This window comes from Brevibacillus sp. 1238, assembly GCF_029892995.1.
GTDB classification, from domain to species: Bacteria; Bacillota; Bacilli; order Brevibacillales; family Brevibacillaceae; genus Brevibacillus; species Brevibacillus parabrevis.
The window spans coordinates 61817-73537 of record NZ_JARXWC010000003.1 but is presented as its reverse complement, the minus strand read 5'-3'; the positions used below and the strand labels follow the sequence as shown (position 1 = coordinate 73537).

The following is an 11721-nucleotide window of genomic DNA, read 5'->3' as shown; positions in this document are numbered from 1 at the left end:
GTGGTCTGCCATGAGGAAAAAAGGGCCGAGCTATTTAGCAGGCTTATGTTTGATTGCAGCAGCGCTGGTCGGGTGCGCAACTTCCAAAGCAGGTCCCGACACAGGAGCGCAGACGCAAAGCAGCTCGTATTCGAAGACACCGCTGACGCGATCCAGCATCGCGCACGATCATAACGCTTATACACAAGGAATCAACGCGCAAAACTACCTGAAAGGCTACACCTCAAACGGCTTCAATCAAAACCTCGCTGAACAGCTGACGAAAGCGGCAGACGACGTTCCCGGCGTAGATCGGGCCACAGTGGTCGTCAGCGGCAACGACGCCGTCATAGGCGTCAAGGTGCGGGACAACCTCGCCCAGCCTCAGGCAGAAGTGATTGAACAGCAGGTGCACTCGGCTTGCCGCGCTGTTTCCCCTGCCTTGCAGCTGCAAGTATCATCCGAGCCATCCGTGTTCGATCGGGTACGCGCGATCAATGCGCAAATTTACCAGGAAGCCACCAATCGCACCAACGATCTTTTGCACGAAGGCGGTACGGCCGGACAAAAAGTGATGAACACCTCGACGGAGTTCACCAGACTCCTGCACGATATGGGCGCGACCGTCAAACAGCCGTAATGATGTCGCTCACTCACGTAAAAGAGGTGCGGAATGTGGTTCCGCACCTCTTGAATACTCTTCCGTTTGTTACTTGCTCACAACTTCAGCCACTTTGATTTCTGGCTCAATCACTTGCAGTTCACCAATTCCGCGAACGAGTTTCTTCGCGTAGGTTTTCTCCGGCTTCAGCACGGATACCAAGTAGTCGATAGCAACTTGCGGATCGACTGTCTCGCCACAAGTGTAGCAATCCAGAGCAGCAAAACCACGCTCAGGATAAGTATGAATGGACAGGTGGCTTTCCGAGAGAAGAACCAGTACGGTAGCACCCTGAGGAGAAAACTGCTTTGCTTGCACGCTAAGCACCGTAGCTCCGCATGCCTCAGCAGCTTCAATCATTTCCTTTTTCAAAAATTCTGCGTCGTTCAACAAGTCAAACTGAACTCCCCATGTGTCAACAGCAACGTGTCTTCCGAAAGTCGAGTATTCCATCTTTCGGTTCCCCCTTCCTAACGAGTGTAATGTTAAACATCGCTAGGACCTGCGTCATTCACTAACGGGGGCGGTTTCCCTCTTGTTATCCACCCTTTGAAGTGAATCCTGGTTCCTAATCCTGTTTCCAACGAAAACAACAATACCATGTATTTGCCTACTTTGACAATACCCTTTTCAAGAAAAAGTCCAAGAAAAAAACGGGCACCATCTGGCACCCGTTTTCGTCGAACGTTCCTACACTTCTAATTCAAACAGCCGCTGCGACAATGACACTAAGCGTGCATCGATTGCTGGAAGCTTCTCAGGCGCAGCTCCCTTTGCCCAATTTCGCAAATCCAGCCAGCGGTCCGTCTCCTGACGCAAGGACTCGATCTCTCTTTCGCTGCCTTCTTGCTGGAACAACGACTCCAGCTCGCTCGCCGCGTTCAGAGAGGTATTTTCAAAGATGGACGTCTCCTCATCCCCAGACAATTCCTGAATGCTTACAACAGAACCTTGGTCGTAATGGTAGACCATGGTGAAGCCTTCGTAAATTCTGTGGACGATTCCGTAGCCCCGAAACGTTTTCATCGCTTTTCGCATCGCGTTTGCCAGCTGTCTGTCCCGAATGAGATAGGAGCTGTCGCAGGAATAGCGGTTGCCCGCACGGCAAAAACTCAGTTGAATTTCGCCGTTATGGTCAGTCAGAATCACGTCGCGGTCGCCGTTGTCGCATACTTTGACATCGACTGAAATGTGTTCATTGGTGAAGAGCGAGACGAATTGGTTCAGCTCCTCTTCATTCACCGTAAAATAGGCCTTGGCGTAGTTGGTTGCTAAACGCTGTGCCATAAATATCTCCTCAATTCTTTTGGTTTCCGTGGGCCGATTACGACCAAACTGTGTCCAAATGTAGAGGAGATACGCTAAGTGTCAACGAAGGAACGCTGTAGAACCTGGCCTTGCCCCGCGAATCGAAAATCGATTTGGGTAATGAAGGCGGATCACCTACTTTTTGTTTTTCCGAAAAAAAGCCATCCTTGACACCTTTATTATACAACAGGCGCCCTCAAAAGTCTTGATGAAAAAGCAGATGAATTTGCGCAAAAATAACGAATATCTGCAATATAGCGCAGGGAGACGAAAGGATCTCCCTGAATCATTCATATGCTTGCGGTTTCAAAAGAATTCGCTAGGAGTTACAATCCAGGATTGGCAGTCATCGCCTTTTTGATTGCGGCCTGTTCTTCTTCGGACAAATGGTAAGTGGATGCGCCCGCTTCAATCGGCTTGGCATACACGCGCGATTCTTCCCGGCCGAAAATACTGGTGATCACCACGCCGTTTTGGGCATCGTCCAAAATCGCCATGGAAAAGCTGAGATCGCTTCCGACATCTCCAAAAGCGTTGTAGCGAATAATCGCTACTTTGCCACATTGGGCTGCAATGCGCTGCGACAGGCGATTGATCGTAAACTGCTGATCACTTTGCAGCTTTTTCACTTCATCCACCTGATCAAGCAATCTGTGCAGTCCTTCCTCCAGGTTGGCTCCTCCGGTACCTGTCATCAGCCTGTTGATCGATTTGCGCATCCGGTTGATGCGAACGGATTGCAGGATGATGACGAGCAGCAAAATCAGGGTCAGCGCGATGACCGCCAAGAGCAAAATCGCTACATTGGAAGTCTGGGATAGGAATGGTTCCAAAACATTTTCTTCCTTTCTGATACGTGCGTGCGTATAAGCAGTCAAAACCTCCTCTATTGTACCTCCGCATTGCCTGGCGTTCAAACAAAGTCTTGGGCAAAACAAGAATTACTAAAATTTGCGCAACCAAAAAAAGCGACACTCTCCATTGTGAGATGTCGCTTTTTTTAATTCGCACGCCTATGTGTCAAACTCATCGTCCTATGGTTATCCTCCAGTCTACCTACGCTTCCAGCAGCAGCATTTCCCGACGAAGCTGTTTTAGTATTTCCATGGATTTGCCAATTTGCGTCTGATCTTCTGCCTGTATCGCATCAAACAACGTCGCCAATTCGTAATCAAGCTCCAGGCGCAAGACAGGAATCCGTTCTTCTGAGTCGCGTCGTTTCAAAGCAGCAATCACCTGGTCCATCGTCACGTTGCAAAATTTTTCGTAGATCATTGTTTTCTCAGCTCCTTTAATTTCCACTATTCTGACGACTTCGCCGTACTGGACGTGCTTCACCAAGATGCAGTCTTCAAACGTGACCTTGATGATGGCGTGCCCCTTGGCCTGCTCCACGAAGCGGTATAGCACCAGCGCCACGCGGGAGTCATGCACCGGAACACCTGCCACTTGCAGCTTGTAAGACCCGTTTAATCGCTGCATTTTCCAGTCGGAAAGGCCGTCTGTGGTATTCACGAGGAGGTGAAACTGCTCGGGAGATTCCTTCCACGTGACGCTCACCCCCGCTTCCACCAGGGCCTGCACCATCGCGTGCAATGTTTTGCGATCAAACCAAACCGCGAGATTGTAATACTCCAACTCCATGCCGAGATTCATCCAGGCCCCTCCCGTTGACAGAATACTCAGATTTCACTTTCGCTGTAAGGGAGTGAGTGGTATATCATATTATTCACGCTTCGGTTTTGCTATTCATATCCCGGCAAGTATTTTTTTCCTGCGTGGTATGATATCATATGGAGGTTTCCAAGCTCCCTTGACAAGGACGTTCGCCCTTTTCTTTTGCATGGCGATCGATCATGGATAAATTGAGGTGTTTGTTTCATGACTGCTTTTTCCGGATTTCACCAGGAAGACTTTGACGTTTTTGCCATTGATGGACTCGACCAGCGAATGGACGCCATCAAAACGATTGTTCGTCCCAAGCTTGAAGCGCTTGGCCATCATTTCGCGCCTGTCTTGTCGCTTAAAACCGGGGACGAGATGTTTTTTCATGTAGCCAAGCACGCTCGCCGTACCGTCAACCCGCCAAAAGATACGTGGGTTGCCTGGGCCAATGACAAACGCGGGTACAAAAAGCATCCCCACTTTCAAATCGGGCTGTGGCAGACTCACCTGTTTGTCTGGTATGCCGTGATTTACGAAGCGCCGGCGAAAACCGAGATCAGCCAGTCGCTCCAGTCCAAACTCGACGAGGTCATGACGCTCGTGCCGGATACGTTCCACTGGTCGCCTGACCACACGGAGCCAACGAGCCATTCTCAGGCAGAGCTGGGCAGAGACGGCGTGAAAAAGCTGGTGGACAGGCTGGCTCAAGTAAAAAAGGCGGAGCTGCTCTGCGGCATTACGATTGATCGCCATGATCCCGTGCTCGCCGATCCGGAAGCCTTGCTGGAACGCCTCGAAAACACGTTTACCGTCCTCGGCAAGCTGTATACAATCGGTCGTTAACCTTTCATCTATCGCCTCCCTGGCATTTGGTTAAGGTATATGCAAAAGAACAGGTCCGCTTTCTTTTGAAAAGCGCTTGCCTGTTCTTTTGTTTTTGGCACACCCTGACGGCACAATAACGGGCATTCTAAAATAGGCTCGCTTACCTGCCTATCTGCCCTGAAGACTGTTCAATCGCCCAAGTCCGCCTTCCACCTCTTGCAGCATCCGCTCGAACAGCTGCTGCACGGTCGGGATGTCGTCGATCAGGCCGATGACTTGACCAGCCCAGCCAAAGCCGTTGTCACAGTCGCCTTCGTAAATAAAGGTGCGGTTATTTTCGCCGCTGATGAAGCTTTTCAGCTCTTCATAGCCGGCTCCTGCTTTTTCCATTTGCAAAATGCGGTCCGATCCTGGCGTGCGCACGACCCTCGCCGGGGCTCCCAGCGTCCTTTTGATGACGGCGGTATCTTGCTCGGTTCCGTTCAATAGAGCCTGCTTGTACGCCTCATGGGCATGCACGCATTCCTGTGTGGCGATGAAGCGTGTTCCCATCTCCACCCCTTCGGCACCGAGAGCGAGCGCGGCGAGAAGCCCGCGACCGTCACCGATTCCGCCGCTTGCCAGCACCGGAATGTTTACAGAGTCCACGACGCGCGGAATCAGCACGAACGTACCGATATCATCGCGTCCAAGGTGGCCGCCGCCTTCCTGTCCGACCGCCATGACCGCGTCTGCCCCGATCGCTTCCGCTTTTTGCGCTTGCCGCACGGAAGCGACCAGCACGAGCTTTTTGATCGGATGACCGTCCAGCCTGCGCAAAAGAGGTTCGGGATTGCCTCCCGTCACGGAGATGGCTGCTACGCCCTCCTCGATGGCAACCTCCAGCGCCTCCTCATAAGGGCGGTTGTATTGGCCAATCGCGAAGTTGACGCCAAAAGGTTTGTCCGTCAACTGCCGCACCTTGCGAATTTCTTCGCGCAGCGCTTCTGCCGAGGGCAGCGACATCGCGGTGACCTGTCCCAATCCTCCCGCATTTGACACAGCTGCTGCCAATTCTGCGTATGCTAGATAGGCCAATCCGCCCTGAACTACCGGATGGTCGATTTTCAGCAGTTCCGTTACTCTTGTTTTCATCCCCATCCCCCCATTTTTGTTATGCTTCTCGGCTACCAGAGGAAACTCCTGCTGCCACACGCGAATATGAATAAAAATTCGCTTGCTTTCCCCCCCTATTTTGCTATACTCAATTTGTTTGTTTTATCCCCTTTATTCTTGATTCGTAAAGCGAGGCGATCGTAGTGAGACAAATGAAAACTCCTTTGTTCAGCGGGTTGTTGGAGCACGCCAACCGGAACCCGATTCAATTTCACATTCCGGGCCATAAGAAAGGTATGGGCATGCATCCGGCATTTCGCGAGTTCATCGGGGAGAACGCTCTCTCGATAGACCTCATCAACATTGCCCCGCTGGATGACTTGCACCATCCGAAAGCAATGATTAAAGAAGCGCAAGAACTGGCTGCCGAAGCGTTCGGCGCTGACCATACATTTTTCTCTGTTCAAGGGACGAGCGGCGCGATTATGGCGATGATTATGGCGACGTGCAGCCCTGGAGACAAAATTATTGTGCCGAGAAACGTGCATAAATCCGTCATGTCGGCGATTATTTTTGCCGGAGCGGTACCGATTTTCATTCATCCAGCGATGGACGAGCGTTTGGGGATTTCCCACGGGATTACAGTGAAAGCCGTGCAAAAAGCGCTGGAAGCCCACCCTGACGCGGCTGCCCTGCTGGTCATCAACCCTACTTATTTCGGGATTGCCGGAGACTTGCGCGAAATCGTGCGCACGGCCCACAACTACGAAATTCCGGTGTTGGTGGATGAAGCACACGGCGTGCATATCCACTTCCACTCTGAGTTGCCGATTTCAGCGATGCAAGCCGGGGCTGACATGGCGGCAACGAGCGTTCACAAGCTGGGCGGATCGCTTACGCAAACGTCCATTCTCAACGTCCGCGAAGGATTGGTCGATGTCGACCGCGTCAAGACAGTGCTAAGCATGCTCACGACGACGTCTACCTCGTACATTTTTCTGGCCTCGCTCGATATGGCCCGTCAGCACTTGGCGCTCAACGGCAAAATGCTGGCTGACCAGGCCATGCAGCTGGCGAACAAAGCGCGCGACATGATCAATGAGATTCCGCGCATCTACTGTGTCGGCAAAGAAATTCTCGGGAAGCCTGCCACCTACGCCATGGACCCGACCAAGCTGTTGATTCACGTCCGCGATCTTGGCATTACGGGCTGGGAAGTGGAAAACTGGCTGCGCGACAAGTACAACATCGAAGTGGAAATGAGCGACTTGTACAACGTGCTCTGTTTTGTTACCGCCGGGGATACGGAAGACTCCGTTCAATCGCTGGTCAACGCTCTGCGTGAGTTGTCAGTGGAGTTTTCCCACGTGCAGGCAGAAGAAAAGCCAACGATCTCTCTGCCGAACATCCCGGTGCTGTCCACGACACCACGCGATGCGTTCTATGCCGAAACCGAAACCATTCCGCTGGTGGAAGCGGCAGGCCGCGTAACTACCGAGTTTATCATGGTCTACCCGCCAGGCATTCCGATTTTCTTGCCGGGAGAAGTCATCACCGAAGAAAACATCGCCTACATCCAGGAAAACATTCGCGTCGGACTTCCTGTACAAGGCCCGGAAGACGAATCGCTGAAAACGATCAAAGTCATCAAACGCCAAACCGCCATTTCGGGATAAGCTCGCCGAACTTGCATCCCAAGCCGTTGCCTCTGCGGAGACAACGGCTTTTTGCTTTTTTGGGCATGTATCGCCTGAACCTTTTGAGATAAGATAGAAATGGGAAAAATCAGGAAGGTGTTGATCCTTTTGCCAGACTGGTCCTATCAAACGTTGTTTCGGCCCTTGCTTTTTCTGCTGCCAGCCGAACACGCCAGAAGTCTGACCCTCACCGCCATCGGCACGCTGGCAAAGCTGCCTGGCGGCTCGGCCATCATCGAGCTGATGGGCCATATGCATCCGCCTGCAACTTTATCCAAAACAGTCGGCGCACTGACCTTCCCTGCTCCGGTTGGCCTGGGAGCTGGTCTAGACCCGGCTGGAACAGCGCTTAGAGCATTGTCACGCTTCGGTTTTGGCTACATCGAGCTGGGGCCAGTTACGCTTGCGCCGCTTGCCGATTCCGGGCAGACAGCTCGGAACGTGGGTGCTTCCGCCATTACGTACAGGACACCGCTTGAAAATCCGGGAATCGAAGCCGTAGAAAGCCGTTTGCGCCAATCCACTTCCACGCCGTCAGCGATCCCGCTCGGAGCCAGATTGGGGTTTCGTCCGGGGGCAACATTAGAGGAAGCGACAGCGGAGAGAGAACAGCTGATGGCCCGCTTGCAGCCGTACTGCGCCTTTTTTTCGTTGGACTGCCGCGCCATGGAAGGAGACAACCCGTGGAGTGACGCCGAGTGGCAGCATCATCTGGCCTGTTTGCGGCAAGCTACCGAGCTGCCCGTCCTGCTGGCGATCCCGCCTGACCTGGAGGAAAACCAGTGGCTTCGTCTGCTCCGCCTGGCCCGGCAAGCAGGGCTGAACGGCGTGATCGTATGCGGGGGCGTCAGAGGCGTAGGCGTACAGCAGCGGGAGCGGGATGCGGAAAACGTGCATACTGCTGCATACGTCACAGGCGAGCCGTCACACGCAGCTTCTCTCCAAGCTGTTTCCCGCACCAGAGCGGCCTGGCCTGAATGCCTTTTGATCGGCTCTGGCGGCATCCTAGAACCGGCAGACGCTCTTGCTTTTTTTGACGCTGGCGCTGACTTTGTCCAGTTGCACAGCGGCTTGGTCTACTCCGGTCCTGGTCTGCCGAAGCGAATCAACGAAGCGATTTTGCAATCCCGTTTCGGCGCATGCGCTTCGCTGGACTGCCCGCTCCCGGACATGGACAAGGAAGCAGCGGCAGTGTCTGAAACGACCACGACTACGAAAAAGCCACAGGAACGATCCGCCTTGTGGCTTCCTTCCTGGCTTTGCGGGCTGCTTTTGGGCATCGGGATGATCATCGGCGGCGCACTGGCGTGGCTGGTTGCCGTTGCCAGTGTCATCCTCCCGTACGACGAACGTTTTTTGCAAATGAGCGCGGAACAACTTGCTTTGATCAGCCCGCAGCTGCTTTCGTTTATGGCTCACGACCGGGTCAGCCTGGCGGGAACGATGATCTCGATCGGCATCATGTATGCGCAGCTATCGTATCACGGCTTGCGCAACGACATTCATTGGACGCGCGCCGTGCTGCTCGCTTCCGGAACGGTCGGATTCTCCAGCTTTTTCCTGTTTATTGGCTACGGCTATTTTGACTACATGCACGCGATTCTGGCGCTGCTTTTGCTCCCGCTGTTCTTGCTTGCTCTGCGTACGCGAGCCAACAGACATATGCCTGCCCTTCCGCCAGACGTACATAACGACCGGACGTGGAAAATGGCTTTGTGGGGGCAGCTGCTTTTTGTCATCATCGGCTTTAGCCTGACGGGAGCTGGACTGATCATTTCCCTGATCGGGATTACTGGCGTCTTCGTTCCATCCGATTTGGTCTTTCTTTGCGTATCCGCAGAAATGCTGAACGCCTTTAACGAAAAGCTGATTCCGCTGATCGCTCACGACAGGGCAGGTTTTGGCGGTGCACTTGTATCGGACGGTCTCGCTGTCCTCTTGATCAGCTTGTGGGGCTTCCGCCGCGGGGAAGCATGGGTGTGGTGGACACTGTTCCTCGCTGGCATACCGGGGTTCGCTGCGGGCATCGGGATTCACTTTGCCGTCGGCTACGTCGACTTCTGGCATTTGTTCCCCGCTTATGTGGCCGTCCTTTTGTTTCTGGCCGGATTACTGCTGACAAAGCCGTATTTATGCCAAATTCCAGCAACTCCCCCTGCTTAGAAAACCTGGCTGCGCCAAGCCTTTGGCGCAGTCTTGGTTGCACTTATACTGGATAAGCATCTGATCAATTCTTATCTGTGCCAAAAAGCGCTCGCGCAGTGCAAAACGGTTTGCACGCAAAAAAGCAGACAGCTGGAAAATGTCCACTGTCTGCTTTTTGCTTGCGCATTCCTTCTAGTAGGTGACGCGCACCACGACTTCGTCCACGTCGCTTTGCTTCATGTAATCGTCAAAACGTCTCTTGTCGTTTACGACCTCGCGCATGGTCATGGTAACTTCCTCGTCCGTTCCTGCAAAGAACACATACACAAAATTGTTGTAGCCGACTTCTTTGAGCAGTTTGCCCAAAGTGTTGTTATTGAGCAAGTCGACATACTTGAACTCTTTTACTTCACCAGGCTCCGGCTTTTCTTCCCCTGGCTCCTCTTCCTCATCGCTATCTTGCGGTTTCGCAAATGCCATCGTGTACACAACCGGATCTCCATCGCGCTCATCGATCCAAACAACGCGGTTGCCGCCGATTCGCGCACTGGACATTTCCGCTTTTTCGTTCCATTCGACGTCGCTGAACGAACCGTCTTCTGCATCATACAGCTCATAGTAGAAATCATTGTCTTTCTTCGTCAGGCGGTTGTCTTCAAACAACACCATATTGCGGGAAGCTTGCGGATTTTTTTGATCGCGATCGTTGAAACGCATCAGCAAATCGGTCCGTTGGCGATCCATGTTGTAGCGGTACAAATCCCAGCCAGTCTTAGACTTGTCGCTTGTTTCGCTCCAAACGACAAAATCGTCACCGATTTGCGCCGATTGCACGTTAACATTTTTGCGGATTTCTGTCGTGTCTTGTTCATCGATTTCGTACAAATAAACGCTCGCCGTTTTCTTGCCAGTCTCTGCCACCCAGGCAGCGTAGTTTCCGTAAATATCGATGGAGAGCGGCTCACTCTTCAAGCTCTCGATCTCTGTTGTTTTTTCTGTCGCCAAATCGGTAATCATCAGATCAGCCCGGCGATTGATGTTCACCCAGAAAAGGTTGTCGCCATCGACTTCGTACAGCTTGTCGCTCGGCTCCTGATCTTCATCTTCGTCCGTAATCTGTTTGGTTGTCCCTTTGCGAATATCGTAGGCAACCAGCGCGTCTTCCTTCTGGTCATACCAGACGACGTAGCGTCCACTTACAACGGCTCTTTCCGGATCGGAGTCCTCGCTGCTGATCGTTTTGCTTGTACCTTTTTCTGTATCATACAAAATGACAGCATTGCCCTTTTTGGCTTCTGCCACGTACACGACATAACGGTCGGAAGCGTCTGGCTGAATCGGCTTGCCGGAAGTGGTCCCGAGCGGAATGACTTCTTGTTCGTCCAGGTCGTACAGACTCAAGCGCAGTTTTTTGTTGTTGTCCTTCTTGGCATACAGCACGTAGTCTTCGTAAAGGCGAGGACCGACCTCGTCAAAAATGTTGCTGACGATTTCTTTGCCAAACGTTTTGTTTAATTGGTGGTAAACCAAATCGTCATCTTCCAAATAGACGACTCTGTCTTTGAAAATATGTACGAATCCCTTGCTGTCCGAACTATCTGTAAGCTGTTTGTTTTTACCGCCGCTGATCGAATATTGGTAAATTTGTTGGCTCGTACTGTTCTCGTACACGATCTTGTCGCTGTAAATGCTTGGCTCGATCTGATCGCCTTTTCCGGAGACTGCCGCTTTTTCTACTCCGCGCTCGATGTCGTAGTAGTAGATGTCGTAGTTGCCTTCTCTCTTGTCTGCCCAAGCTACATAGCTGTCGCCCACGGTTGGAGACTCGGCTTTCCCGCTTGTGGACACGCGTGTCGTATCACCTGTCGAGATGTTGTACAAATAAATGTCTGTGCCTTCATCGCTCTTGTCTGCCCAGGCGACTTGCTTGCCTGTGATTTCCAGACCGCTTACCGAAGCGTCTTTTGTCAAACGGATCTCTTCGTCTTTGGCGATATCGTACAGGTATACATCGGAGCCTCCGTTGCGAGAGTCGATCCAGACGACGTATTTCCCGTCCACTCTCGGGCTTGTTTTGTCGGACTTTTTATCACCGATTTTCAATTCTGTCTGTTTGCTGAGGTTGTACAGGGTGAGTGTTTTCTCGCCTTCCACTTTCCATACGGCATAATCTTTGGAAATGTCGAAACCATCCTCAGAAATTTCAGGTTGACTAGCGTCTATTTTGATTTCCTCTCCGACACTGTTAGCGAACGCTGGCGTCCCGGTCCACAAGGAGCTGACCAGTAGCGCTGCGGCCATCAGTCCTTGCATGGGCTTTCGTTTCATGAAACAATTCCTCCTTTT

Annotated in this window: 10 protein-coding genes; 4 read left to right on the top strand and 6 right to left on the bottom strand. The window is 52.3% G+C overall.

Features of this window, described 5'->3' with window-relative positions:
* Positions 1-10: 10 nt before the first annotated feature.
* On the top strand, positions 11-619 hold the full coding sequence (locus M2298_RS07905) for a YhcN/YlaJ family sporulation lipoprotein (protein ID WP_122964954.1): 609 nt from the start codon (positions 11-13) through the stop codon (positions 617-619).
* A gap of 69 nt (positions 620-688) precedes the next feature.
* Here M2298_RS07905 and speD read toward each other — a convergent pair whose 3' ends face one another.
* The 4 genes from speD to M2298_RS07885 form a co-directional block, all read right to left on the bottom strand.
* Positions 689-1093, bottom strand: coding sequence for an adenosylmethionine decarboxylase (speD, locus tag M2298_RS07900; protein WP_063229709.1), 405 nt, complete (start codon positions 1091-1093; stop codon positions 689-691).
* 237 nt (positions 1094-1330) lie between these two features.
* Positions 1331-1927, bottom strand: coding sequence for a hypothetical protein (locus tag M2298_RS07895; protein WP_063229710.1), 597 nt, complete (start codon positions 1925-1927; stop codon positions 1331-1333).
* Between the two features lie 347 nt (positions 1928-2274).
* Complete coding sequence (locus M2298_RS07890) at positions 2275-2781, bottom strand: DUF4446 family protein (protein ID WP_122965469.1); 507 nt, start codon at positions 2779-2781, stop codon at positions 2275-2277.
* A gap of 223 nt (positions 2782-3004) precedes the next feature.
* The gene (locus tag M2298_RS07885) at positions 3005-3604 is read right to left on the bottom strand and encodes a hypothetical protein (RefSeq protein ID WP_122964953.1); all 600 of its coding nucleotides are present in this window, start codon (positions 3602-3604) and stop codon (positions 3005-3007) included.
* Positions 3605-3829: 225 nt separating this feature from the next.
* Between M2298_RS07885 and M2298_RS07880 the strand changes: the two genes are divergently transcribed.
* Entirely contained in the window at positions 3830-4456 is a 627-nt protein-coding gene (locus M2298_RS07880; protein ID WP_063229713.1) for a YktB family protein, read from the top strand.
* 150 nt (positions 4457-4606) lie between these two features.
* Here M2298_RS07880 and M2298_RS07875 read toward each other — a convergent pair whose 3' ends face one another.
* Positions 4607-5572: an NAD(P)H-dependent flavin oxidoreductase gene (locus M2298_RS07875; RefSeq protein ID WP_173597019.1), complete on the bottom strand. Its 966-nt coding sequence runs from the start codon at positions 5570-5572 to the stop codon at positions 4607-4609.
* Between the two features lie 164 nt (positions 5573-5736).
* Here M2298_RS07875 and M2298_RS07870 point away from each other — a divergent pair, with 164 nt between their 5' ends.
* Together M2298_RS07870 and M2298_RS07865 are read left to right on the top strand one after the other, a co-directional pair.
* Positions 5737-7209: an aminotransferase class I/II-fold pyridoxal phosphate-dependent enzyme gene (locus M2298_RS07870; protein ID WP_122964952.1), complete on the top strand. Its 1473-nt coding sequence runs from the start codon at positions 5737-5739 to the stop codon at positions 7207-7209.
* 129 nt (positions 7210-7338) lie between these two features.
* Positions 7339-9393 (top strand): dihydroorotate dehydrogenase, encoded by a 2055-nt coding sequence (locus tag M2298_RS07865; RefSeq protein WP_280648417.1) that lies wholly within the window; start codon positions 7339-7341, stop codon positions 9391-9393.
* A 174-nt stretch (positions 9394-9567) separates the two neighbouring features.
* On the opposite strand, the gene M2298_RS07860 is transcribed toward M2298_RS07865, so the two are convergent.
* Positions 9568-11703 carry a TolB-like translocation protein gene (locus M2298_RS07860; RefSeq protein WP_173597016.1) on the bottom strand — a complete coding sequence of 712 codons (2136 nt, stop codon included), beginning with the start codon at positions 11701-11703 and terminating at the stop codon, positions 9568-9570.
* Between the last annotated feature and the right edge of the window lie 18 nt (positions 11704-11721).

Bases quoted from the DNA above. Each gene is read 5' to 3' on its own strand.
- M2298_RS07905 (WP_122964954.1), top strand. From the start codon at position 11: ATGAGGAAAAAAGGGCCGAGCTATTTAGCAGGCTTATGTTTGATTGCA.
- speD (WP_063229709.1), bottom strand. From the start codon at position 1,093: ATGGAATACTCGACTTTCGGAAGACACGTTGCTGTTGACACATGGGGA.
- M2298_RS07895 (WP_063229710.1), bottom strand. From the start codon at position 1,927: ATGGCACAGCGTTTAGCAACCAACTACGCCAAGGCCTATTTTACGGTG.
- M2298_RS07885 (WP_122964953.1), bottom strand. From the start codon at position 3,604: ATGAATCTCGGCATGGAGTTGGAGTATTACAATCTCGCGGTTTGGTTT.
- M2298_RS07880 (WP_063229713.1), top strand. From the start codon at position 3,830: ATGACTGCTTTTTCCGGATTTCACCAGGAAGACTTTGACGTTTTTGCC.
- M2298_RS07875 (WP_173597019.1), bottom strand. From the start codon at position 5,572: ATGAAAACAAGAGTAACGGAACTGCTGAAAATCGACCATCCGGTAGTT.
- M2298_RS07860 (WP_173597016.1), bottom strand. From the start codon at position 11,703: ATGAAACGAAAGCCCATGCAAGGACTGATGGCCGCAGCGCTACTGGTC.